We start from the raw sequence: 25,034 nt of genomic DNA on the forward strand, positions 1-25,034 counted from the left end.
GGATTTCTGATGGATCGTTACGTCGTTTTCGGTAACCCGATCGGCCACAGCAAATCGCCGATGATTCACAAACTGTTCGCTGCGCAGACCGGTCAGAGCCTCGACTACTGCACGCTGCTGGCGCCGCTTGATGATTTCGCCGGCTGCGCCACGGCGTTTTTCCAGGACGGTCGCGGTGCCAACGTTACCGTGCCGTTCAAGGAAGACGCTTACCGTTTGGCCAATAGCCTGACTGCTCGTGCGCAGCGGGCCGGTGCGGTGAATACCTTGAGCAAACTGGCGGACGGCTCGCTGCTGGGTGACAACACCGACGGCGCCGGACTGGTGCGTGATCTGACGGTGAACGCCGGGTTCAGCCTGACCGGCAAACGTATTCTGCTGCTGGGTGCCGGTGGCGCGGTGCGCGGTGCGCTGGAGCCGTTGCTGGCGGAACAACCGGCCTCGGTGATCATCGCCAACCGCACGGTGGACAAGGCTGAATTGCTGGCCGAGTTGTTCTGCGACCTCGGGCCGGTGTCGGCCAGTGGTTTCGACTGGTTGCGCGAGCCGGTGGACGTGATCATCAACGCTACATCTGCCAGCCTGACCGGTGATGTGCCGCCGATTGCGCCGAGCCTGATCGAGCCGGGCAAGACCCTGTGCTACGACATGATGTACGGCAAGGAACCGACAGCGTTCTGCCGTTGGGCCAATGAGCATGGCGCAGCGGTGGTGATGGATGGCTTGGGGATGCTTGCTGAACAGGCGGCTGAGGCGTTCTTCCTGTGGCGCGGTTTACGCCCGGACACCGCGCCAGTACTCGCCGAACTGCGCCGGCAACTGGCCCAATAAGTACCCATGTGGGAGCGAGCCTGCTCGCGAAAGCGGTCTGTCTGACACATCAATGTTGGATGTGCCGCAGTCTTCGCGAGCAGGCTCGCTCCCACAAGGATTACCTCGATCGCCAATCAATCCTCAAACCGGATCGGACATTTCTCCGGCCCCTCAAGCTTCCTCAATTCCTCCACCACCTGCGGCCGCGCCCGGCGCAAGGTCAGGCTGCGATTCTGGCGCAATAAACGCCGCGCCTCCTGATGCAGCATCTCAACCCCCGAATAGTCGATGAAGTTGATTTGCTGCGCCTCGATCACCACCCGCGCGCCGTGCAGGCGCTGCAGGCGCACTTGCAGGTAATGGCTGGCGCCGAAAAAGATCGAGCCGCCGACGCGCAAAACATCATCCTCACCGTCGCGCCAATGCTGCACACGCGGTTGCGAGGTGCGCTTGAGGTAGAAGAACAGTGATGCCAGCACCCCGGCATAAATCGCCGTCTGCAATTCCAGCAGCAATGTCGCCAGGCAAGTCAGCGCCATGACCACGAACTCGGCACGGCTGACTCGCAGCAACGCGCGAATGCCGCGATGATCGACCAAGCCCCAGGCGATCAGCAGAATGCTGCCCGCCATTGCCGGAATGGGAATGTGCGAAATCAGACCGGCGCCGAAAATCGCAAACAACGCCACCCAGATCGCTGAAAAGATCCCGGCCAATGGCGAACAGGCGCCCGCCTCGTAGCTCAACCCCGAACGGGTAAACGATCCGGCTGACAGCGACCCGGAAAAAAACGCCCCGACGATGTTCGATAAACCCTGCGCGCGAACTTCCTGATTGGCATCGAGCAACTGTTGCGACCGAGCGGAAATCGAGCGCGCGATCGACAGGCTGGTGACCAGCCCGAGCATGCCCACCGCCACGGCGCTCGGCAGCAAACGCAGGATCAAATCCAGATCCAGCGGCAAGCCACTGAACGGCGGCAGGCGCCCGACAAACGCGCTGACCAGATGCACATGCCCGAACATCGCCGGCCACAGCCACACCAGCAGACTGGCCAGCACCAATGTGATCAACAGCGTTGGCCAGCGTGGCAGCAGTTGTTTCAGCACCACGCCGACCACCACCGTGGCTATGCCCAGAACTAACGACGGTTTATCCACAGCCCTGAGGTGCTGCAGCAGATCCATCAGACTCGCCAGCGCCGTGGCTTTCGCCGGTAATTCCAGTCCCAACAGATTCGGCAACTGCCCGATGGCAATCACCACCGCCGCGCCGAGGGTGAATCCCAGCACCACCGAATGCGAAACGAAATTCACCAGCGCACCGAAGCGCAGCAAACCGAGCAGCCACTGGAAAATCCCGGCCAGGAACGTCAGCAGCAGGATCAAGGTGATGTAGTCCTGCGAGGCTGGCACGGCCAAGGGACTGACGCTGGCGTACAGCACAATCGAAATCGCCGCCGTCGGACCGCAGATCAAGTGCCAGGATGAGCCCCACAGGCAGGCGATCAACACCGGAATGATCGCGGCGTAGAGGCCGTATTCAGGTGGGAGGCCGGCGATCAGCGCGTAGGCAATCGACTGGGGTAAGGCGAGAATCGCACCGCTGAGGCCGACGATCAGGTCCCGTCCGACGCTGGCGCGGGTTTGTCGCGGTAGCCAGGTGAGGAAGGGCAAGAGAGAGTGGCGGCTGGGGAAGGCCATGGGTCCTCGCGGTTGGGGTTTTATTCAAGGTTATCAGGGTGTCAGGGGAAAGGCCCCTCACCCTAGCCCTCTCCCAGAGGGAGAGGGGACTGACCGAGGTGTCTGTCAGAGATTCATCAACCTGCGATTTCAAAGTTGAACGCAAGTTTTGAATGCAACAAATATCGGCTCCCTTTCCCCCTCGCCCCCTCTGGGGGAGAGGGCTGGGGTGAGGGGGCAAAAATCTCAAGCCAAGCAAAATTCCAGCAACCCCACGATCAGAGCTTCGCTTTCACCGCCACCAACGCATCCTTGCCATCGACGGTCTTCACCCCATCCAGCCACTTGTCCAGCACCGCCGGATTCGCCTTGATCCACGCCTTCGCCGCCTCGGCATTAGTGACCTTCTTGTTCACCACCTCAGCCATGATGCTGTTCTCCATCTCCTGAGTGAACGAAAGATTGGTCAGCAATTTACCCACATTCGGACACGCCTCGGCGTAGCCCTTGCGCGTCAACGTAAACACGCTGCCAGTCTCGCCAAAGTATTTCTCGCCACCCTTCAGGTAATGCATTTTCAGCTGCACGTTCATCGGGTGCGGGGTCCAGCCGAGGAAGGTGACGAATTTCTGCTTCTTCACCGCCCGCGACACTTCCGCCAGCATCGCCTGTTCACTGGACTCGATCAGCTTCCACTGGCCCATGTCGAAGTCGTTCTTCTTGATGATCTCCTGCAGCGAGATGTTTGCCGGCGCGCCCGAGCCGATGCCGTAGATCTTGCGCTCGAACTTGTCGGCGTATTTGTTCAGGTCGGCAAAGTTATGCACACCGGCGTCCCACACGTAATCCGGTACAGCCAGGGTGAACTCGGTGCCGTCGAGGTTTTTCGCCAGTTGCGTGACATCGCCGGTGGCGACGAACTTGTCGTAGAAGCCCTGCTGCGCCGGCATCCAGTTGCCGAGGAACACATCCACTTGGCCATCCTTCAACCCGCCAAAAGTAATCGGCACCGCGAGGGTGTCGACCTTAGCTTTGTAGCCCATGCCGTCCAGCAGAAACCCGGTGATGGCGTTGGTCGCGGCGATGTCGCTCCAGCCCGGATCAGCCATTTTCACCGTGTCGCAGCTCTGCTCGGCGAAGGCCGAAGTGCTGCTCAACGCGATCAGGCCAACCGTCACTACTGTGGATAACTTGCGCATGGACTTCCCCTTAACATTATTGGTTTTGGCAGGGTTGTGGATAACGTGCTTTGCGTTCCAGATCATCGAGGTCGATGTGGTTGCGCATGTACTGCTGACTGGCGTCCACCAGCGGCTGGTGATCCCAGCTCTTCAGCTTGCCGATGGTTAATGCGTCGGCAACAAATCGGCGACGGCGTTGGCTGGCGAGGACGTCGCGGTGTATTGCCGGGATGTCCCACTTGGCTCGCGCCTCGGCGAGAAAATCGTCGAAAAGCTGGCGATGTTGCGGCGATTGGCTGAGTTCTTCCAGTTCACGCGGATCGTTATTTACGTCGAAGAGTAGGCAAGGGTCGCTTTCACTGTAGATAAATTTGTAGGCGCCGCGACGGATCATCATCAACGGGCTGATGGTGCCTTCGGCCATGTATTCGCCAAACACTTGGTCATGGCCGCCCTGCCCTTGCAGGTGTGAAACCAGTGAGCGGCCGTCCAGCGGCAAGCCCGGTTCGAGCGTTCCGCCGGCCAGTTCAACGAAGGTCGGCAACAGGTCAGCGGTCGACACGGCTGCGCTAACCCGCCCGGCATCGAACTGGCCTGGGGCACTTATCAACAGGGGCACACGGGCCGCCATCTCGTACCAGTGCATTTTGTACCAGAGGCCTTTCTCGCCGAGCATGTCGCCGTGGTCACCGGAGAACACAATGATGGTGTCGTCAATTAGTCCGGTTTCTTCGAGGGTTTGCAGAAGTTTGCCGACGTTGGCGTCGATATAGCTGCAGGCGCCGAAGTAGGCCCGGCGTGCATCGCGGATCTTATCCACAGGCAGCGGCTTGTCCCACAGGTCGTAAACCTTGAGCAGACGTTGCGAGTGCGGATCGAGTTCGTGTTGATCCGGCGTGATCGGAAGCGGGATATCGGCATCGTTGTACAAATCCCAGAACGCCTTGGGAATGGTGTAGGGATCGTGTGGGTGAGTCATCGATACGGTCAGGCAGAACGGGCGATCGCCATCCTCGCGAATGTGATCGAACAGGTATTGCTGCGCCTTGAACACCACCTCTTCATCGAAATCGAGCTGGTTGGTGCGCACACACGGCCCGGCCTGCAGCACCGAAGACATATTGTGATACCAACTCGGCCGCACGTCCGGCTCATCCCAGTTCACGGCCCAGCCATAGTCGGCTGGGTAGATATCACTGGTCAGACGTTCTTCATAACCATGCAACTGGTCCGGACCGCAAAAATGCATCTTGCCCGACAGCGCGGTGCGGTAGCCGAGGCGGCGCAGGTAGTGGGCGTAGGTCGGAATGTCGGCGGGGAAATCCGCCGCGTTGTCATAGGCGCCAATCTTGCTCGGCAACTGGCCGCTGACCAGGGTGAAACGCGACGGCGCGCATAACGGGCTGTTGCAGTAAGCGGCATCGAACACCACGCCTTGGGCGGCGAGGCGGGAAAGATTCGGCAGTTTGATCGGCGACGGGCCGTAGATCGGCAACATTGGCGCGGCCATCTGATCGGCCATGATGAAAAGAATATTCTTGCGCTTCATGTGATCGCGGCATTCCATAGTGAATATTTATGCGACATTGCTGCGATCGAGCATGGAGTCCATGCTGTATTCGGTAAAGCCCGCGCCGGACAATGACTAGGATAAGTACAGCTTATGTATGAAGCTCTGGGGGATCTGTCCCTCGACCTGCTGCGCGCCTTCGAGGCCGCAGCCAGGCATCGCAGTTTTACCGCGGCGGCGGTCGAGCTGGGCACCACACAACCGGCGATCAGCCAGCAGATCAAACGGCTGGAAGAAAAACTTGGTACGCGGTTGTTTGATCGCATCTACCGTGGCATCGAGCTGACCGAAGTCGGCGCGATACTGTTTGAGCAAGTTAACCTCGGTTTGCAGAATATCGATGCAGGATTGAGTGCGATCAGTGCACAGCAGCAACATGAAGTCCTGCAGGTTGCCACTGATTTTGCCTTCGCTGCGTATTGGCTGATGCCGCGCCTGCATCGCTTTCACGAAGCCAATCCGCAGGTCGACGTCAGCCTCGTGACCAGCGAACGCAACCACAACATGCTGCGCACCGATATCGATGTGGCGATCCTGTTTGGCGATGGGCGCTTTAAACAGGGTGAAAGCCATTGGCTGTTCAGCGAAGAAGTGTTCCCCGTGTGCAGTCCGCAATTGCTCAAGGACCGCGCCCCGCCCTTGCCTGCTCAGGCGTTGCTGGAGTTTCCGTTGCTGCACCTGCGCGGGGAAAACAGCAGCAACTGGTTTGACTGGAGTGGTCTGTTCCGTGAACTCGGTATCAATACACCGCCAGCGCCGGGGCAATTGCGCTTCGACAATTACACGCTGTTGATTCAAGCGGCGATTGGCGGGCAAGGCGTGGCGATTGGCTGGCGGCACCTTGTGGATAACTTGCTGAGTCAGGGTTTGCTGTGCCGGCCGATTGCTGAAACGACGCTGTCGCGGTTGGGTTATTACGTGGTGCTGCCGCAACGCAAACGCCGGGGCACTCTGATTCAGCAGTTTGTCGATTGGTTGATGGTGGAGCAGGCGAGTAGCGCTGAATCGCTCAATGGGTTGGCATTGCCTTCGATTGCGGTTTGAAGATCAAAAGATCGCAGCCTTCGGCAGCTCCTGCATCTGGAACGCGGTCCCCTGTAGGAGCTGCCGAAGGCTGCGATCTTTTACGAATCTGAAGCCGCCACAAAATTCACATGTTCACCCACATGCAAATTCAGCCTTAGCTCATCGGCTATGCCCACCGCCACGCGATTCAGCCGCTCCAGCGGTTCGGCCAGACCCGGTTCCAGGTTGCCGCCGACTTGACTGAAATGTTCGATGGTCAGCCCGGCCACGCCGTGCGGTGCATTGACCAGCGTCCAATGCAGCGGGCTGCTTTGCACGGCTTCGCGAATTTCTTCGGCAGCATGACGTTGCAGGCGATCATCAACATCCGGCTCATCAAGTACGGCAAAGTCGCCCACCAGAAACAGCCGCGACACATTGGCCGCTTGCAGGCCATCAACCAGTGCGTCGACGGCCAGGACTTGCTCGACCGGTCCGAGCACTACGGAGCGTTCAACCTGATCGCTGCTGAACGGTAACCCCGGCGCATCCAGTAAACAGATGACCGCCGAACTGCCGGCCACACTCTGATTGACCCGTTCCGAGTCGAACAAATCGCCCGTTTTGGTGCGCAATCCAGGACGCGGCGCGAGTGCGGTCAAATCGTCGAGGATGGCGATGACTTCGTGCTGACGACGCAGCAATTCAGCCATCAACGCGCTGCCCAGGCTACTCATGGCACCATAGAGCACCACTTTTACCGCCGGGGTTTCGGCATTTTTCATGGCTGATCCCTTTTCTTATCCCTTGTATGGCGTGTGACATACGGGCAACGCCGAGGGTTCGAACCGATTTCCGAGGGTTTGCGATGCAAGCGATCAAGGGCTACCACGCCCACGTCTATTTTGACGCCGACACCATTGAACAGGCGCGGGCCTTGTGCGAGCAGGCCGCGCAATTGTTTTCATTGAAGATGGGCCGCGTCCACGAGCGCCCGGTCGGGCCGCATCCGGACTGGAGTTGCCAATTGGCCTTCGGCCCCGAGCTGATTGGCGATGTGCTGCCATGGCTGGCGCTGAACCGTAAAGGCTTGGTGGTGTTTCTGCACCCGGACACTGGCGATGACTTGCTCGACCATACGGAGCACGCGATCTGGATGGGCGCGATCCGAACGCTGGATCTGTCTATTTTTTGATCAAATCGTTTCTGCTGTCTCGCCTGGCAGATGCTCGTCCAGATGCAGCCAGGGCAATTGGCTGTCCGTCCAGATGTGTCGCTCGGCGGGTGCCTGCTCTGGGTGATCAAGGGTGGCGATGGTCACGTCGATGCTCTCGGGGCTGAGTAATGTCACCAGCGCCAGTTGCGCGCCGCAGTGCGGGCAGAAGAACCGCGCGCAACTGGCCGACGAGTCATATCGCGAAGGCACGCCGGCCAGCCATTGAAAATTCGCTGCCGGCACGGTGATCCAGGTCGTGACGATTCCGCCGCTGACTCGGCGGCAAATCGAACAATGGCAATGGGCGATATCCTGCAAGGCCCCGCTGAACTGATAACGAATGTGTCCGCAATGGCAGCTGCCGCTGTGCAATTCGCTCATCTCGAAAGCTCCCCTTCCCGTGTTTATTGACTCTAGTTCGCATCCGACGGCCGGTTGACCGTTCATTCAAAGCTTTCTCAAGCGAAAGGTAGCTGAAAGCTTCCCCGATTAGGATCGCCTCCACTTCCGGCAACAGACCGGTTGGCCAACGCGTGTGATACCTCGCACGAACGGCCCAATTAACAACAACAATGGTGATTCTGATGTCCTCTGTAGCCCGCCTTTTCGCTGTCACTCCGCCCGTACGTCTCGTGCTTCCCGTTCTGCGCTGATCCCGTCCGATCTGCTCATTTAACTAGCCGCGCTACGCCTGGAGTATTCCCATGCTGACTTTCCTTGGCTTCGCCATGGTCATCACGTTCATGTTCCTGATCATGACCAAGCGCCTGTCCGCGCTGATCGCTCTGATCATCATCCCGATCGTCTTCGCCCTGTTCGGCGGTTTTGCACCGAAGATCGGCCCGATGATGCTCGAAGGCATCGCCAAGCTCGCGCCGACTGGCGTGATGCTGATGTTCGCGATTCTCTATTTCGCCCTGATGATCGACTCCGGCCTGTTTGACCCGGCCGTGCGCAAGATTCTCAAACTGGTCAAGGGTGACCCGCTGAAGGTTTCGGTCGGCACCGCCGTACTGGCGCTCGTCGTTTCCCTCGATGGTGACGGCGCGACCACTTATATGATCTGCGTGGCCGCCATGCTGCCGCTGTACAGCCGCATCGGCATGAGCCCGCGGATCATGGCCGGTCTGATCATCCTCGCCGGTGGCGTGATGAACATGACGCCGTGGGGCGGCCCGACCGCGCGTGCGGCGAGTGCGCTGCATGTCGATCCGTCGGACATTTTCGTGCCGATGATTCCGGCCATGGCCGCTGGTGTGGTGGCGATTCTGGTTATCGCTTATTTCTACGGTAAACGTGAGCGTGCGCGTCTGGGTGAGCTGCATCTGGTTGGCGATGATATCGATCACAGCGAAATCAGCGTGTCGCAGTTCCCGGATGCCCGCCGTCCAAAACTGATCTGGTTCAACGGCGCCCTGACTTTCGGCCTGATGTGCACGCTGATCGCCGGCCTGCTGCCATTGCCGGTGCTGTTCATGGTTGCGTTCAGTATTGCCATGATCGTCAACTACCCTTGCCTGCAGATGCAGAAGGATCGTGTCGCCGCTCACGCCGGTAGCGTGCTGGCAGTGGTCGGTCTGATCTTTGCGGCGGGTATCTTCACCGGTATCCTGAGCGGCACCGGCATGGTCGATGCGATGTCGAAGAGCCTGTTGGCGGTGATCCCGGATTTCCTCGGCCCGTACCTGGCGGTGATCACGGCGCTGGTGAGCATGCCGTTCACCTTCTTCATGTCCAACGATGCGTTTTACTATGGCGTGTTGCCGGTGTTGGCCGAAGCCGCCAGCCACTACGGGATCACCGCAGTGGAAATGGCCCGTGCCTCGATCGTCGGTCAGCCCGTCCACTTGCTGAGCCCGTTGGTGCCATCGACGTATCTGTTGGTAGCCTTGGCCGGCATTGATTTTGGTGACCACCAGCGTTTCACCCTGAAATGGGCGATCCTGGTTTGTATCTGCATCCTGATTGCTGCACTGCTGTTGGGGACTTTCCCGGTGTTCAGCACTCTATAAGCCCAAGACTCACCGTTTCGGGTCCTGGCTTCGCGGTTTGAAGCCCGGACCTTTTTCGGTTTAACAATCGCTCAAAGGAATACACATGGAATGGCTGACCAACCCCGAAATCTGGGTTGCCTTCTTCACCCTGACCGCCCTGGAAATCGTCCTCGGCATCGATAACATCATCATGATTTCGATCCTGGTCAGCCGCATGCCGAAACACATGCAGCAGCGCACCCGGATCTTCGGTCTTGGCCTGGCCATGATCACCCGCATCCTGTTGCTGCTGTCGATCACCTGGGTCATGCGCCTCACCGCCGACCTGTTCGAAGTGTTCGGTCAGGGCATTTCCGGCCGTGACCTGATTCTGTTCTTCGGTGGTCTGTTCCTGCTGTGGAAGAGCTCGCAAGAGATGTATCACGCGCTGGAAGGCGAAGACGAAAGCGACGAAACCCCGGGTGGCAAGGGTGGCAACTTCCTTTACACCATCATCCAGATCGCGATCATCGACATCGTCTTCTCGCTGGATTCGGTGATCACTGCAGTGGGTATGGTTTCCCACGTGCCGGTGATGGTCGCGGCGATCGTTGTGGCGGTACTGGTGATGATGCTGGCCTCGGGCAAGATCAGCGAGTTCATCGACAAGCACCCGTCGCTGAAGATGCTGGCGCTGTCGTTCCTGCTGGTGGTCGGTACCGTGCTGATTGCCGAGTCGTTCGACGTGCATGTGCCGAAAGGCTACGTCTACTTCGCCATGGCGTTCTCGCTGGCGGTTGAGGCGATCAACATCAAGCTGCGCGGCGCAATGGCCAAGAAGCGACAGCAGCAAGATCCGGTGAAACTGCGCAAGGACATCCCGGGCCAGTAATCTGCTAGTCCGGCAATACGCAGTACCCCCTGTGGGAGCGAGCCTGCTCGCGAAGACGGAGTGTCAGTCGACTGAAATGTTGGCTGATCCACCCCTTTCGCGAGCAGGCTCGCTCCCACATTTGTTTGTGCAACATTCAGTCACTGCGGACCTTGTGGGAGCTGGCTTGCCAGCGATAGCGGAGTGTCAGGCGACATCAATGTTGGTTGTGCTGACGCCATCGCTGGCAAGCCAGCTCCCACAGGAGACGGCGTTGATTTAAAGGGAGTGTATGAAGCGCTTTTCATGACACTTTTGTTTCAATCGACACTTTAGCTGTGCAATGCTGGCGCCCAGACCGTTAGCCAACTACAGCTTAAGTATCAAAAACGTAGAAACCGCGCGGTACCGTCAACTTGCCTCTCTGAGGCACTGCTATTACAGGGGGTCTGCATGCTCACCCTGCTCAATCTGCTTTCCGCCGTCGCCCTGCTGATCTGGGGCACGCACATCGTCAGAACCGGCATCCTGCGGGTGTATGGCACCAACCTGCGCCATGTGATTGGCCAGAACATGTCCAAGCGCTGGCTCGCGTTCGTTGCCGGCATTGTCGTTACCGCCATGGTGCAGAGCAGCAATGCCACGGCCATGCTCGTCACCTCCTTCGTGGGTCAGGGTCTGATGGCGCTGACCCCGGCGCTGGCGACCATGCTCGGCGCCGACGTCGGTACCGCGCTGATGGCGCGGGTGCTGACGTTTGACCTGTCATGGCTGTCGCCGCTGCTGATCTTTCTCGGGGTAATTTTCTTTCTGTCGCGCAAACAGACGCGGCTCGGGCAAATGGGCCGGGTGTCGATCGGCCTCGGGCTGATCATTCTCGCGCTGCAATTGATCGTTGAGGCTGCTGCGCCAATCACCCACGCGCAAGGGGTGAAGGTGATTTTCGCTTCGTTGACCGGTGACATTCTCCTCGACGCCCTGGTCGGCGCGTTGTTCGCGATGATTTCCTACTCCAGTCTCGCCGCCGTACTGCTCACGGCGACCTTGGCCGGGGCCAGTGTGATCAGCCTGCCAGTGGCGATCGGTCTGGTGATCGGCGCCAACATCGGCAGCGGCATTCTCGCGTTCATGAGCACCAGCATGCAGAACGCCGCCGGGCGGCAAGTGGCGTTGGGCAGTCTGTTGTACAAGCTGATCGGTCTGCTGCTGATCATCCCGGTGCTCGATCCGCTGGTGCACTGGATCGACAGCCTCGATTTCAGCCCGCAGGAAATGGTCATCGGCTTCCACCTGCTCTACAACACCGCGCGCTGCCTGATTCTGCTGCCAAGCGTCGGGCCGATGGCACGCCTCTGCGCCTGGCTGCTGCCAGAGCGGCCGGAGGTCAACGGCACCGCCAAACCGCGCCATCTCGACGCGACGGCGCTGGTTACACCGAGCCTGGCGCTGGCCAACGCCGCACGTGAAACCCTGCGCATGGGCGATCTGCTCGACAACATGCTCGACGCGACCCTCGATGTGTTGCGCGGCAAGCAGACCGCCGTCACCCAGGAAATGCGCCGATTGACCGACGACGTCGAAGCGCTCTACAGCGCGATCAAGTTGTACCTGGCGCAGATGCCCCGCGAAGACCTCGGCGAGCAGGACAGTCGACGCTGGGCCGAGATCATCGAGCTTTCAATCAACCTGAAACTGGCCGCCGACCTGATCGAACGCATGCTGCGCAAGATCCAGCAGCAGAAGACCTCGCAGCGGCGTTCGTTTTCCGAAGAAGGTCTGGAGGATCTGGCCGGATTGCAGCAGCAACTGATTTCCAACCTGCGTTTGGGCCTTTCGGTGTTCCTCAGTGGTGACCGCGAAAGTGCCCGGCAATTGCTGCGCGAGAAACGCCGTTTCCGCGCTCAGGAACGGCGTCTGGCCCATGCGCATGTCAGCCGTTTGCAACGCAAGATCGTGCAGAGTATCGAGACCAGTTCGCTGCACCTGGAGTTGATTGCCGACATGAAACGCTTGAATTCGCTGTTTTGCGGCAGTGCGTATGTGGTGCTGGAAACGGCGGATACCGGGGCGCTGGCGGCGGATGATATTGCCGACATTACGCATTCGCCTTGAACGTCTGGGGCTGGGTTTAGTCAGTTACATTGATTCAGCCTTCAGGCCGCTATCGCGAGCAGGCTCACTCCTACAGGGGGGATGCATTCCAAATGCAGGAGTGAGCCTGCTCGCGATGGGGGCCTGACTGACGACACGGATCTCCAAATCAGCCGTACGGAAGCCTGTTATGCGTTGCCTGTTGTTCGCCTGTCTGTTGCTCGGTTCCCTGCCCGCCTTTGCCCTGGATCGTTTTCAGGTCGAAGGCTATGCGCTGCCCAACGGTTTGCAACTGATGCTCAAACCCGGCACCGAGCGCGGGCACGTGGCGATCCGGCTGGTGGTCGGTGTCGGCCTCGATGATTTCGACTGTGACGAAAAGGAGTTGCCGCACCTGCTCGAACACCTGCTCTTCAGCGGCATCGATGCGACCGGCGAAGGTGGTTTAGAGGAGCGCATGCAGGCGCTGGGCGGTGACTGGAACGCGTTCACCAGCAATGCCGACACCACGTTTGTCATCGAGGCCCCGGCGAAAAACCAACGCAAAGTGCTCGACCTGCTGCTCGCTCTGCTTACGCAAACGCGCATCGACGATAACGCCATCAACGCCGCCAAACGTGTGGTCGAGCGCGAGGACGGCGGCCATTACACGCGTCTGCAACGCTTTCTCGATCGGCAGGATCTCGGCCACACCGCGAGCAATCAGCTCGCCGTCGAACTGGGCTTGAAATGCCCGCAGCGCGCCGAGGTCGGTCACCTGACTCAGGAACAACTGGAGAAAGTTCGCAAGGCCTGGTACGCACCGAACAACATGACCCTGATCGTCGTCGGCGAACTCGACAAGCTGCTGCCGGCCTATCTGGAACGCACCTGGGGCGCACTCGAAGCGGTCGAGCCGAGCGAACACCGCCCGCTGCCGGACATCCGTACCAGTGCCGCCCATGAACGCACCCTCACCCGTGGCTTTATCGGTGACAGCGCCAAACTGCACTGGCTGGTGCCGGAGCCGGTGATCGATGATCAGTACGACCAGACGTTCGACATTCTGAAGGATTACCTCGATTGGGCGTTGTACCGACAGATCCGCCTCAACCACGGCTTGTCTTACGGGCCATGGGCCGAGCGTGAAGTGTTTGGCGGTGTCGGCTTTATGAGCCTGAATGCCGATCTCGATCGCGATGATGTCGACGAGGCCATTCAAGTGCTGGAAGACCTCAAGGCCGACCTGCTGAAAAACGGTCTCGACCCGGACACCTTTGCGCGGATCAAACAGGCCTCGATCGCCCATCAGGCGTGGGCGGTGCAGGGCAACAGCGCGATGGCGGATTACTACTGGAGCGCGCTCGCTGATTACCAGGACGGACGCTTTGCCAATCCGGCGCGCGAGCTGCAAGGGGTGACGCTGGAAGCGGCGAACAAGGCGATGCGCGAGTTGTTGCTGCAACCGGGGTATCTGCGGATCGAGAAGCCGTTGCTCAGTGATGATCAGGTGTTGTGGTTGAGTGCGGGTGGCTTGGGCCTGGTGTTGTTGATCCTGATCGGCTGGCGTTTGCACCGCAAGCGGGGTTGAAGATCAAAAGATCGCAGCCTGCGGCAGCTCCTACAGGGGATTGCGTTCCAAATGTAGGAGTTGCCGAAGGCTGCGATCTTTTGAGGCCCTGAAATGCACCGAATAAGTGACCGGCAGCCTCGCCACAACGCCCGGCGGGCGCTACTCTGTCGAGGTTTTTTCCCCTCAAGTCGTGAACCGCCCAAATGCCAAAAATACAGCTCCTGATCCAGCGCATTCTCGAACTGATGAAGCGCTATCCCGGGGTCATTGCGCTTGGCGGGTTCATCTCCGGGGTCGGCAGTTTCATCATGGTCGATCGTCAGCAGGGCCTGGCGAGCTGGATCACCGTGATCATGCTGCTCAGCTGGATCTGGCTGATGCTGGAAAACACCCTCACCGGCCTCTTCACCCGCGTGTTCAAACGCGAGATTCCCCAGCCGTTGCTGCGTTACGCGACGCAGATGATCCATCAGGAAAGCCTGTTTTTCGTCCTGCCGTTCTTTTTCATCACCACGACGTGGAATAGCGGACAGCTGTTTTTCACCGGCCTGCTCAGCGTCGCGGCACTGATTTCCATCGTCGATCCGCTCTATTACAAATGGCTGGCGCCACGGCGCTGGGCGTTTCTCGCGCTGCACACGCTGACCCTGTTCGCCGCCCTGCTCACTGCGTTGCCGGTGATCATGCACCTGACCACGGCGCAGAGTTTCAAGTGGGCGCTGGGCATTGCCGTGCTGTTGTCGTTCCCGAGTCTGGCGTCGATCTTTCCGATCCGCACGCTGCGCAACGCGCTGGCGATCCTGTGCATCACCGTCGGCATTGGTGGCGTGGGTTGGGCGCTGCGTTCGTGGGTGCCGCCGGCGACGCTGTGGATGACCGACGTGGCGATCAGCACGCAAATGCAGGACCGCACCCCAGGTGCCAGCCTCGACACGGTCAGCGCCGAGCAGATTCGCGGCGATGGCCTGTATGCCTACACCGCGATCAACGCACCGCGCGGGCTGGATGAGCGGATTTATCACGTCTGGCAATTCAACGGCAAAGAGGTCGACCGCATCGCCCTCGACATCCACGGCGGGCGCAAGGAAGGCTACCGGGCGTGGACGCACAAGCAGAACTTCCCCGGCAACCCGGCGGGCAAATGGCAGGTGCGCGTGCTGACCGAGGATGGCCAGGTGATCGGCGTGCTGCGCTTCGAAGTCACGGACAGCACAGCGATCAAAGAAAAGTAATCCGGTTCGTGCTATTACGTTAGTTCGCATAAAGGCCGAACAAGCACGGAGCTTATGACCAGCAGCTCGATCAGCGGAAATGCCCAACTGGACACGTCGATAACCCCTGCCCGCCTGCGGGTCACGGGGGACTGGACGCTTGCCCATTACGCCGAGCTCAAGCAACTGAGCGAAAAGCTCCACGGCCAATACGACGCCAACACCCCGATCGACCTCAATAGCCTCGGCGCTCTCGACACCGCTGGCGCTTCGTTGCTGGTCGAACTGCTCGGCTCCGAACGCCTCGGCCAATCCGCCGAACATCCCGATTGCACCCTGACCTCCGCCGACCGCGCGCTGCTGCAAACCGTGTACTGCTCGATGACCGATTTCTGCGTGCCGATCAAAGAGCCGGAAATCAGCGTCAGCGTGCAATTGCTCACGCGCATCGGTCGCGCCGTCGATACCGTCTGGCAAGACACCCTGCAATTGCTCGGCTTCGTCGGCCTGATCATGGAAACCATCGCGCGCAGCCTGTTCCGGCCCAAGCGCTGGCGGATCACGCCGATGATCGCGCACATCGAACAGACCGGCCTCGACGCCGCGCCGATCGTGGCGTTGCTGACCTTTCTGGTCGGCGCGGTGGTGGCGTTTCTCGGCGCCACAGTACTGGCCAGTTTCGGCGCGACGATTTTTACCGTGGACCTGGTCGGGTTCTCGTTCCTGCGTGAATTCGGCGTGCTGCTCACGGCGATCCTGATGGCCGGGCGCACCGCCAGTGCCTTCACCGCGCAGATCGGCTCGATGAAGGCCAACGAAGAAATCGACGCGATCCGCACCCTCGGCCTCGACCCGATGGAGTTGCTGGTCGTGCCGCGGGTACTGGCGATGCTGGTGGCGCTGCCGATGCTGACGTTTCTCGCCATGCTGTGCGGGATCATCGGTGGCGGCGTGGTTTGCGCGGTGTCGCTGGATATTTCGCCAGCGATGTTCCTGACGCTGTTGCAGTCGGACATCGGCGTTCAGCACTTTCTCGTAGGCTTGGTGAAGGCGCCGATCTTTGCCTTCATCATTGCCGCGATTGGTTGTCTGGAAGGCTTCAAGGTCAGCGGCAGCGCCGAGTCGGTCGGCGCCCACACCACCTCCGCTGTGGTGCAATCGATTTTCGTGGTGATCGTGCTCGATGCGGTGGCCGCGCTGTTCTTCATGGAGATGGGCTGGTGAGTCGTCTACCCCGCGCGCCCTCGGAGGCGGTGATCGAAGTCCGCGGCCTGTGCAATCGCTTTGGCAGCCAGAGCGTGCACGAGAACCTCGATCTGGATTTGTACAAGGGCGAAATCCTCGCCGTGGTCGGTGGTTCCGGCAGCGGCAAATCGGTGCTGTTGCGCAGCATTGTCGGTCTGCGCCGGCCCAGCGAAGGCATGGTCACCGTGTTCGGCAAGAACCTGCCGAGCCTGTCCGAGCATGAGCGTTCGCTGGTCGAACGGCGTTTTGGCGTGCTGTTTCAGAAAGGCGCGTTGTTCTCCTCGCTGACCGTCACCGAGAACGTCGCCCTGCCCCTTATCGAACACGCCGGCCTTAGCCGCAACGACGCCGAGCACTTGGCGGCGGTGAAGCTGGCGCTGGCCGGGTTGCCGTTGTCGGCGGCGGACAAATACCCGGCGTCGCTGTCCGGCGGCATGATCAAACGCGCGGCATTGGCGCGGGCGCTGGCGCTGGATCCGGACATTCTGTTTCTCGATGAACCCACTGCCGGCCTCGATCCGATTGGCGCAGCGCAGTTCGATCAATTGATCCTGACCCTGCGCGATGCGCTCGGCCTCAGTGTGTTTCTGGTGACCCACGACCTCGACACGCTCTACACCATTACCGACCGCGTGGCGGTGCTGGCGCAGAAAAAGGTCTTGGTCGCCGGTCCCATCGACGTGGTCTCGGAAACCGACGACGCGTGGATCCACGAATACTTCCACGGCCCGCGCGGCCGCTCGGCGCTGGACGCCGCCAAATTGCTCAACGAGGTCTGACATGGAAACCCGAGCGCATCATGTGTTGATCGGCCTGTTCACCGTGATTGTGGTGGCAGGCGCCCTGCTCTTCGGTCTGTTCCTGGCCAAGTCCAGTGTCGATACCGAGTTCAAGGACTACGAGATTGTCTTCAGCGAAGCGGTCAGCGGTTTGTCCAAGGGCAGCCCGGTGCAGTACAGCGGGATCAAGGTCGGCGACGTGATCAACCTGCGCCTTGATCCAAAGGATCCGCGGCGGGTGCTGGCGCGGATTCGCCTGGCCGGTGACACACCGGTCAAGGAAGACACCCAGGCCAAACTGGCGCTGGCCGGGATTACGGGGACGTCGATCATCCAGCTCAGCGGCGGCACGCCCGAGAGCCCGAAACTGCGTGGGCATGACGGTAATCTGCCGACCATCGTTGCATCGCCCTCGCCTATTTCGCGCTTGCTCAATGACTCCAACGATTTGATGACCGGCATCACCGCGCTGCTGCAGAACGCCAATCAGATGTTCTCTGCCGAGAACGTCGAGCGTGTGAGCAAGACCCTCGCCCATCTGGAGCAAACCACCGGGACGATCAACGATCAGCGCGGTGACATCAAACAGGCCATGCAGCAACTGGCGACCGTCGGCAAACAGGCCGGCAGCATGCTCGAACAGACCTCGCTGCTGATGCGCAACGCCAACGGTTTGATCAACGACCAAGGCAAGCAGGCACTGGGCAGCGCCGAGCAAGCGATGAAGTCGCTGGAACAAAGCACCACCACCATCAGCACCTTGCTCAGCAAAAACGAAAACTCCCTCGACAACGGCATGCAGGGCCTCAATGGCCTGGCGCCGGCGATCCGCGAACTGCGTGAGACGCTGACCTCGCTGCGGGCCATTTCCCAACGCCTTGAGGCCAACCCCAGCGGTTACCTGCTGGGCCGTGACAAGAACAAGGAATTCACGCCATGAAGCTGACTCGCCTCGCCCTCTTCGCTGCCGGTTTTTCCTTGATCAGCGCCTGTTCGATTCTGCCCGAGTCCGAGCCGTCGGATGTCTATCGCCTGCCGACTGCCCAGGCGCCCGCCTCGGCCAGTTCGGCGGCGACTCAGTCGTGGTCGCTGCGGTTGAACAAGCTGCAGGCCAGTGAAGCGTTGAACCGGCCGACGATTGCGGTGATTCCGCAGGGTGACGTGATCAGCAGCTACAAGGGCTCGCGCTGGAGCGATCCGGCACCGGTGCTGGTGCGTAATCGTTTGCTCGACGGCTTTGCGCGTGATGGCAGGGTGACGTTGCTGAGTACCGATGACAGCAACTTTGCTGCGGATCTGGAATTGGGTGGGAGTTTGCAGGCGTTTCAGACCGAGTATCAGGGCACGCAGGCCAGCGTCGTGGTGCGGGTTGATGCGTTGCTGGTGCGCGGTTATGACCAGCGGATTCTGGCCAGTCGGCGGTTTGAGGAGCGTCAGCCATTGAACGATGTGCAGGTGCCGGCGGTGGTCGCCGGGTTTGGTCAGGCCAGTGATCGTCTCACCGCCAAAGTAGTCGCCTGGGCCGTAGAGCAAGGCCAGAAACTGGCTCCCCCAAAGCCCTGATTCACCACAATCCATGTAGGAGTGAGCCTGCTCGCGATAGCGGTCTATAAGACACCATCATCGGTGATTGTCACCCAGCTATCGCGAGCAGGCTCACTCCTACAGTTTGGATTTTTGTTCAGCCGAAGAACCAGTAGCAGACGAAGATAGCCCCGACCACACCAGCAAACTCCGCCAACAACGCACACCCCACCGCATGCCGCGCGCGTTGAATCCCCACCGCACCGAAATACACCGCCAGCACATAGAACGTGGTTTCGGTACTGCCCTGAATCGTCGCCGCGACCAGCGCCGGGAAGCTGTCGACACCGGACGTTTTCATCGTCTCGATCAACATCGCCCGCGCCGCACTGCCGGAGAACGGTTTGACCATCGCCGTCGGCAGCGCATCGACAAACCGCGTGTCCCAACCGGCCCACTCGACGAGATGCCGAATGCCGTCCAGACCAAAGTCCAGTGCCCCGGAGGCGCGCAGCACGCCGACCGCACAGAGCATCGCGACCAGATACGGCAGCAGGTTCTTCGCGACGTCGAAGCCTTCTTTGGCGCCCTCAACAAACGCCTCGTAGACCTTGACCTTCTTCAACGCGCCGATCAGCAAAAACAGCATGATCAACCCAAACAGCGTGAGATTGCCGAGGATCGACGACAATCCAGCCAAGGCCGTTGCTGAAAGAGTACCCAACAGGGCCATGAATCCACCGAGAATCAGTGCGCCCGGAATCAAATAAGCCAACACCACCGGATCCCAGATCCGCAAACGCTGCATGAACGCCACCGAGAGGAAGCCGACAATCGTCGAGCAGCTCGTGGCCAGCAGAATTGGCAGGAACACCAGCGTCGGGTCGGGTGCGCCTTGCTGGGCGCGGTACATGAAGATCGTTACCGGCAGCAGGGTCAGGGAAGAGGCGTTGAGCACCAGGAAGAGGATTTGCGCGTTACTGGCGATGGTGGCACTGGGATTGAGCTCCTGCAGCGCCTTCATGGCTTTCAGGCCGATCGGCGTGGCCGCGTTGTCGAGGCCGAGACCGTTGGCGGCGAAGTTCAGGGTGATCAGGCCAAGGGCAGGGTGACCGGCCGGGACTTCCGGCATCAGCCGCAGAAACAGCGGGCCGAGCACTTTCGCCAGCCACTCGACGATCCCGGCCTTCTCGGCAATGCGCAGGAAGCCCAGCCACAGGGTGAGGGTGCCGAACAGCAGCACCATGACTTCGACCGAGAGCTTGGCCATGGCGAAAATGCTTTCCACCATCGCCGCAAAGATCCCGGCGTTACCGCCGATCAGCCACTGCGCCAGCGCCGATACGGCTGCCACGATGAAGAAGCCAAGCCACAGGCCATTAAGCATCAGTCAAATCCCCCGAAGAATGCGGCGAATGATAGCGGGGTCGCCAGAAACGACAAACCCCGGATTTCTCCGGGGTTTGTGTGTACCTGCTGCCACCCCATTTACCGGGTTGACCTCAATCTCCTACAGGGGTGTGTCAGTTCTTGGAGATTTCGCCTGCTGGCAGTTTTTCCTTGCTGCGCCAGTGCGGCAGGGAGTTCCAGTAGCGCTCGCCCTTGGCGTCGTCGTACATGCCTTCCCAGCGGGCGATAACCAGCACGGCCAGCGCGTTACCAATCACGTTCAGTGCGGTACGGGCCATGTCCATGACGCGGTCGACACCGGCGATAAACGCCAGGCCTTCCAGCGGAATACCGACGCTGCCCAGAGTTGCCAGCAGCACCACGAAGGACACGCCCGGTACACCGGCGATGCCTTTGGAGGTGACCATCAGGGTCAGGACCAGCAGCAGTTGCTGGCTGATCGACAGGTCGATGCCGTACAGCTGCGCAATGAAGATTGCCGCGATCGACTGGTACAGGGTCGAACCGTCGAGGTTGAACGAGTAACCGGTCGGCACGACGAAGCTGCAGATGGCTTTCGGCGCGCCGTAGGCTTCCATCTTCTCGATCACGCGTGGCAGCACGGTTTCCGAAGAAGCGGTGGAGTAGGCCAGCACCAGCTCATCCTTGAAGATGCGCATCAGCTTGAACACCGAGAAACCGAACATCTTGGCGATCAGGCCCAACACCACGAAGGCGAAGAAGGCGATGGCGAAGTAAACCAGGATGACCAGTTTGGCCAGCGGCACCAGCGAGGCGAAGCCGAAGTTGGCCACCGTCACCGCGATCAGTGCGAATACGCCGATCGGCGCATAGTTCATGATCATGTGGGTGACTTTGAACATGCTTTCCGAGACGCCCTGGAACATCTTCACCAGCGGCTCGCGCAGGTCCGACTGCAGGCTCGACAGACCGAGACCGAACAGCACGGAGAAGAAGATGATCGGCAGCATTTCGCCGCGAGCCATGGCCGCGAAGATGTTCGACGGGATCAGGTTGAGGATGGTCTCGATGAACGCGTGTTCATGCTGCACTTCGGCGGCGGTCGCCTGGTACTTGGAGATATCCACCGTGCCCAGGGTGCTCATGTCGATGCCGGCACCCGGATGGAACACGTTTGCCAATACCAGACCAACGAGGATGGCAATGGTGGTGACGATTTCGAAATAGATGATCGTCTTCAGGCCGATGCGCCCGAGCTTCTTGGCGTCACCCACGCCGGCGATACCGACAATCAGGGAAGAGATGACGATCGGGATCACGATCATCTTGATCAGACGGATAAAGATATCGCCTGCCGGTTGCAGGACGTTGCTGATCCACCAGGCTTTCTCGGCACTGAAGTGGTTGAGCAACGCACCAATTGCAATACCCAATACCAGACCGATGAGGATCTGCCAGGCGAGGCTAAGTTTTGCCTTCTTCATTATCTTTACCCTTACTTGCGTTTGACTCAGGCACATGCAGGAACTGGAACGCTCTTTAGCGGAAAAGTCTGTGCATCTGCCTCCGTATAAGGTGCCCCGAAGCGCGTATTTACGGCTCTTCGGCAGGCGAAAAAAGGCGCAACTATTCCGATGCAAGGTTGCGCCGTCTAATGCCGTAAACGCCTACCCTATGCCGAATCGGCATGAGCTTTTTTAATTGAAACTGGCGTCCCAACCGGTTCGATTGTGACATTTCGGCCGGCATAAGTGCCGTGAACCGGCCATCACAGAGCAGGTTGATTATTTTTTGAACGAGAAAAATCGACAAAAATTTTGGGAAAATGCCTACGTGGCAAGACTAGAAGTCCTACTGTTTAAGCGGTTTTTTTGTCGATATACGGTCGCCAGGAAACACCGCGTAATGTTTTCGCGCGCAGTGTCAGCGATAAAAACAGCGAGCTGGACGCTCTGGATCAATGTTTTGTCTTTTTGAAAGCTCAGCGCAAGTCCGTCGAGCCACTGTGGGTCGGCGAACCTGCGGCGCAGCTTTTACCCTGACCCGGCCCTCTCGCAGGCACTCCCTGTACCCGTAGGTCACTCCGACCCTGCAACAGTCAGAACGTCCCGGCCCCTTGGTCATGCGCCTGCCTTCCTCAGGTGGGCGCAATGGAAGGCAGCAGGGCTGCTGCCTTCATGTTCAAGTCAGTACCACTTCGGATCTTTCTTCAGGGTTTCCATCAGTAGATCCTGCATGCCTTGATCGGGTTTGCCGAAGAAGCGATAGGTCGCATGTCGCGTCGGCGACTTGTCTTGCGGCAGGCCTTCAGGCACATCAACCAGCATGGCGTAGGCGTCATCCTTGTCGAAACTGAATGCGACGATCAAACGGTGGTTCAGGCACTTGTCCTGATTCTCGCAGAGCGGGCCCACCAAGTACTTGTTGCCGTCTTCAGTAACCGCGTTCATCTGTTGTTCGGAGGCCCCGGACAGGTTGATCACCCATTCCGGTACGCGCTCTTCTTTCTTTATCACGCCTTCCCAGGTCTCACGGTACTGCTCGTCAGAGGCGAGCAGTTCGTTGACCCGCGCCTGGCCGTCATTGGCCGCCATCGCCATGGCACTACCGCCCAGAAGCAGGGCGGCTGCCAGTGTCTTTAACGCACTCATCGTTAACCTCGGCCGCGACGGCCAAAGAAGAAGGAAGCGATGAACATCACCAGGAACACGACAAAGAGAATCTTGGCGATACCCGTGGCGGTGCCCGCGATACCACCGAAGCCCAGTACTGCAGCGATGATGGCAATGATCAAGAATGTAATTGCCCAGCTCAACATGGTGATTCTCCTTACTTCTCTATTTAGGGGTGTTGCATGTCCCGGCGCTGTGCGCCCGAATTCGTTTGCTCTTTAGAAAACCCAACGCTCTTCACGTGGCAGTTGATCCAGCGGCTGCGCCTGATCGACGTCCATCATGCGCATCGAGGCGCTTTCGGCCTGACTGCTGCTGACGGCGCTGAAGTGCGTTTGCGTGCTGTGCTGGATCGAGATCAGCGGCTCAACTTTCTGGCTGTTTTCCCAGCTCAGGTATTGCTGGCAAGCGATCAGGGTGATCAACAGCGCCAATACGCCAAACAGACCTTGCTGGATGTGCAGTGGCGAGATACGCACTTGGGCGGCACATTGGCGAGTCATCCTGGGTTCCTCACTCTTATTCGGTTAGGGCAGTTCATGTTCTGCCCGGGCTGAGTGAGGTATTGCAGCCTGCATGCCAGTTTTTTAAATGAAAAAAATTCAATAAAATCAATAAGTTATGCATGTGATAAAAAACGTTTGCGACGCATCCTGCACGATGGGGCATCTGAGATCGTGCGCAATGCACGATTTTTTCGTAGGAGATTTCATTCTTATGGAATTGAGAGCAGGGCGCAGATGTCAGAAAAGTACGCAGGGAATGCCCTGCAAATCGGTGATTGTTTAAAAAACCAGCAAAACCAACAACTTGGCCGTAATGGCAGGAGAGAGCTACCCTCCTATGGCTGGCATCGTTCAGAATCAACCATGCAACTTGCCCGATTTTTCCGGGACTAACCCAAGACCAATCACTATGGAGCGTAGGAAAAATGGAATCTGCCACTGAGCATCAAGGCCGCATTCTGCTGGTGGACGACGAATCTGCCATCCTGCGTACCTTCCGTTATTGCCTCGAAGACGAAGGCTATACGGTTGCCACAGCCAACAGCGCGGCTCAGGCCGACGCGCTGCTGCAACGCCAGGTCTTCGACCTGTGCTTCCTTGATTTACGTCTGGGCGAAGACAACGGTCTCGACGTACTGGCGCAGATGCGCATTCAGGCGCCGTGGATGCGTGTGGTCATCGTCACCGCGCATTCGGCTGTCGATACCGCCGTCGATGCGATCCAGGCAGGCGCGGCGGACTATCTGGTGAAACCGTGCAGCCCGGATCAGTTGCGTCTGGCCACCGCCAAACAGCTGGAAGTGCGCCAACTGTCAGCGCGCCTGGAAGCTCTCGAAGGCGAGATTCGCAAACCGAAGGACGGTCTCGACTCCCACAGCCCGGCAATGAAAGTGGTACTGGAAACAGCACGCCAGGTCGCCGGCACCGACGCCAACATTCTTATCCTCGGCGAGTCCGGCACCGGTAAAGGGGAACTGGCCCGAGCGATTCATGGCTGGAGCAAGCGCGAGAAGAAATCCTGCGTGACCATCAACTGCCCGTCGCTGACGGCGGAATTGATGGAAAGCGAGCTGTTCGGTCACAGTCGCGGCGCATTTACCGGTGCTAGCGAGAGCACCTTGGGTCGAGTCAATCAGGCCGACGGCGGTACGCTGTTTCTCGATGAGATCGGCGATTTTCCGCTCACTTTGCAACCCAAGTTGCTGCGTTTCATTCAGGACAAGGAATATGAGCGGGTGGGCGATCCGGTCACCCGTCGCGCCGATGTGCGTATTCTGGCGGCAACCAACCTCAACCTCGAAGACATGGTCCGAGACGGGCGTTTCCGCGAAGACCTGCTCTATCGTCTGAATGTCATCACCCTGCATCTGCCGCCCTTGCGCGAGCGCGCCGAGGACATTCTGACCTTGGCCGATCGCTTTCTCGCGCGTTTCGTCAAAGAGTATGCGCGCCCGGCACGGGGCTTCAGCGACGAGGCTCGCGAGGCACTGTTGGGCTACCGTTGGCCGGGCAACATTCGCGAGCTGCGTAACGTGGTTGAGCGGGCAAGCATCATCTGCCCGCAGGAGCGTGTGGAAATCAGCCACCTCGGCATGGCCGAACAACCGGTCAACAACGCCCCTCGAGTCGGTGCGGCATTGAGCCTCGACGAATTGGAGAAAGCCCACATCGGCGCGGTCCTCGCCACCGCCGGCACGCTGGATCAAGCGGCAAAAACCCTCGGCATCGACGCTTCGACCCTGTATCGCAAGCGCAAGCAGTACAACCTGTGA

Annotated in this window: 23 protein-coding genes; 13 read left to right on the forward strand and 10 right to left on the reverse strand. The window is 59.5% G+C overall.

The features are described 5' to 3' along the window. The first annotated feature begins 9 nt into the window (after positions 1-9). Positions 10-831, forward strand: a complete 822-nt coding sequence (aroE, locus tag AC3IUF_RS00165; RefSeq protein ID WP_489280035.1) for a shikimate dehydrogenase — start codon at positions 10-12, stop codon at positions 829-831. Positions 832-947: 116 nt separating this feature from the next. Here aroE and AC3IUF_RS00170 read toward each other — a convergent pair whose 3' ends face one another. From AC3IUF_RS00170 to betC, 3 genes are all read right to left on the reverse strand, one after another. Then, positions 948-2,516, reverse strand: coding sequence for a SulP family inorganic anion transporter (locus tag AC3IUF_RS00170; RefSeq protein WP_095113119.1), 1,569 nt, complete (start codon positions 2,514-2,516; stop codon positions 948-950). A 257-nt stretch (positions 2,517-2,773) separates the two neighbouring features. Beyond that, on the reverse strand, positions 2,774-3,694 hold the full coding sequence (gene choX / locus AC3IUF_RS00175; protein WP_095113118.1) for a choline ABC transporter substrate-binding protein: 921 nt from the start codon (positions 3,692-3,694) through the stop codon (positions 2,774-2,776). 16 nt (positions 3,695-3,710) lie between these two features. Next, entirely contained in the window at positions 3,711-5,225 is a 1,515-nt protein-coding gene (betC, locus tag AC3IUF_RS00180; protein ID WP_463543907.1) for a choline-sulfatase, read from the reverse strand. Between the two features lie 114 nt (positions 5,226-5,339). On the opposite strand from betC, the gene AC3IUF_RS00185 reads away from it, so the two are divergent. Continuing rightward, positions 5,340-6,290 carry a choline sulfate utilization transcriptional regulator gene (locus tag AC3IUF_RS00185; protein ID WP_007911840.1) on the forward strand — a complete coding sequence of 317 codons (951 nt, stop codon included), beginning with the start codon at positions 5,340-5,342 and terminating at the stop codon, positions 6,288-6,290. An 80-nt stretch (positions 6,291-6,370) separates the two neighbouring features. Here AC3IUF_RS00185 and AC3IUF_RS00190 read toward each other — a convergent pair whose 3' ends face one another. Continuing rightward, positions 6,371-7,036 (reverse strand): NAD(P)-dependent oxidoreductase, encoded by a 666-nt coding sequence (locus AC3IUF_RS00190; protein ID WP_095113116.1) that lies wholly within the window; start codon positions 7,034-7,036, stop codon positions 6,371-6,373. A gap of 83 nt (positions 7,037-7,119) precedes the next feature. Here AC3IUF_RS00190 and AC3IUF_RS00195 point away from each other — a divergent pair, with 83 nt between their 5' ends. Then, on the forward strand, positions 7,120-7,446 hold the full coding sequence (locus AC3IUF_RS00195; protein WP_007911836.1) for a DOPA 4,5-dioxygenase family protein: 327 nt from the start codon (positions 7,120-7,122) through the stop codon (positions 7,444-7,446). Here AC3IUF_RS00195 and AC3IUF_RS00200 read toward each other — a convergent pair whose 3' ends face one another. Then, positions 7,447-7,848, reverse strand: a complete 402-nt coding sequence (locus AC3IUF_RS00200) for a GFA family protein (protein WP_489280037.1) — start codon at positions 7,846-7,848, stop codon at positions 7,447-7,449. Positions 7,849-8,171: 323 nt separating this feature from the next. Here AC3IUF_RS00200 and AC3IUF_RS00205 point away from each other — a divergent pair, with 323 nt between their 5' ends. The 9 genes from AC3IUF_RS00205 (at position 8,172) to AC3IUF_RS00245 (ending at position 18,752) form a co-directional block, all read left to right on the forward strand. Beyond that, positions 8,172-9,479: a CitMHS family transporter gene (locus AC3IUF_RS00205; RefSeq protein WP_489280039.1), complete on the forward strand. Its 1,308-nt coding sequence runs from the start codon at positions 8,172-8,174 to the stop codon at positions 9,477-9,479. 85 nt (positions 9,480-9,564) lie between these two features. Further along, positions 9,565-10,332, forward strand: a complete 768-nt coding sequence (locus tag AC3IUF_RS00210) for a TerC family protein (RefSeq protein WP_007911817.1) — start codon at positions 9,565-9,567, stop codon at positions 10,330-10,332. A 432-nt stretch (positions 10,333-10,764) separates the two neighbouring features. Then, positions 10,765-12,423, forward strand: coding sequence for a Na/Pi cotransporter family protein (locus AC3IUF_RS00215; RefSeq protein WP_007911815.1), 1,659 nt, complete (start codon positions 10,765-10,767; stop codon positions 12,421-12,423). 169 nt (positions 12,424-12,592) lie between these two features. Further along, positions 12,593-13,972, forward strand: a complete 1,380-nt coding sequence (locus AC3IUF_RS00220; RefSeq protein WP_123376021.1) for a M16 family metallopeptidase — start codon at positions 12,593-12,595, stop codon at positions 13,970-13,972. A gap of 185 nt (positions 13,973-14,157) precedes the next feature. Further along, positions 14,158-15,186, forward strand: coding sequence for a DUF5924 family protein (locus tag AC3IUF_RS00225; RefSeq protein WP_095049553.1), 1,029 nt, complete (start codon positions 14,158-14,160; stop codon positions 15,184-15,186). Positions 15,187-15,240: 54 nt separating this feature from the next. Continuing rightward, positions 15,241-16,389 (forward strand): ABC transporter permease, encoded by a 1,149-nt coding sequence (locus tag AC3IUF_RS00230; RefSeq protein WP_007911798.1) that lies wholly within the window; start codon positions 15,241-15,243, stop codon positions 16,387-16,389. Further along, positions 16,386-17,189 (forward strand): ABC transporter ATP-binding protein, encoded by an 804-nt coding sequence (locus AC3IUF_RS00235; protein WP_095113112.1) that lies wholly within the window; start codon positions 16,386-16,388, stop codon positions 17,187-17,189. The genes AC3IUF_RS00230 and AC3IUF_RS00235 overlap by 4 nt, the downstream gene beginning before the upstream one ends. Before the next feature lies 1 nt (position 17,190). Further along, a complete protein-coding gene (locus AC3IUF_RS00240; protein WP_016986431.1) occupies positions 17,191-18,129 on the forward strand; it encodes an MlaD family protein in 939 nt (312 codons plus the stop codon). Beyond that, complete coding sequence (locus AC3IUF_RS00245; RefSeq protein WP_489280042.1) at positions 18,126-18,752, forward strand: ABC-type transport auxiliary lipoprotein family protein; 627 nt, start codon at positions 18,126-18,128, stop codon at positions 18,750-18,752. The genes AC3IUF_RS00240 and AC3IUF_RS00245 overlap by 4 nt, the downstream gene beginning before the upstream one ends. Positions 18,753-18,870: 118 nt before the next feature. Here AC3IUF_RS00245 and AC3IUF_RS00250 read toward each other — a convergent pair whose 3' ends face one another. The 5 genes from AC3IUF_RS00250 to AC3IUF_RS00270 form a co-directional block, all read right to left on the reverse strand. Next, positions 18,871-20,100 (reverse strand): nucleoside recognition domain-containing protein, encoded by a 1,230-nt coding sequence (locus tag AC3IUF_RS00250; protein ID WP_007911793.1) that lies wholly within the window; start codon positions 20,098-20,100, stop codon positions 18,871-18,873. A gap of 136 nt (positions 20,101-20,236) precedes the next feature. Next, on the reverse strand, positions 20,237-21,568 hold the full coding sequence (gene gltP / locus AC3IUF_RS00255; protein WP_007911792.1) for a glutamate/aspartate:proton symporter GltP: 1,332 nt from the start codon (positions 21,566-21,568) through the stop codon (positions 20,237-20,239). A 702-nt stretch (positions 21,569-22,270) separates the two neighbouring features. Continuing rightward, complete coding sequence (locus tag AC3IUF_RS00260; RefSeq protein ID WP_007911791.1) at positions 22,271-22,735, reverse strand: inhibitor of vertebrate lysozyme family protein; 465 nt, start codon at positions 22,733-22,735, stop codon at positions 22,271-22,273. A 2-nt stretch (positions 22,736-22,737) separates the two neighbouring features. Beyond that, positions 22,738-22,902, reverse strand: coding sequence for a DUF1328 domain-containing protein (locus AC3IUF_RS00265; RefSeq protein WP_003177151.1), 165 nt, complete (start codon positions 22,900-22,902; stop codon positions 22,738-22,740). Between the two features lie 72 nt (positions 22,903-22,974). Continuing rightward, on the reverse strand, positions 22,975-23,259 hold the full coding sequence (locus AC3IUF_RS00270; RefSeq protein WP_489280044.1) for a hypothetical protein: 285 nt from the start codon (positions 23,257-23,259) through the stop codon (positions 22,975-22,977). A gap of 428 nt (positions 23,260-23,687) precedes the next feature. Between AC3IUF_RS00270 and algB the strand changes: the two genes are divergently transcribed. Then, positions 23,688-25,034 (forward strand): sigma-54-dependent response regulator transcription factor AlgB, encoded by a 1,347-nt coding sequence (gene algB, locus AC3IUF_RS00275; protein ID WP_007911789.1) that lies wholly within the window; start codon positions 23,688-23,690, stop codon positions 25,032-25,034.

The organism is Pseudomonas sp. KH_040, from assembly GCF_057839305.1.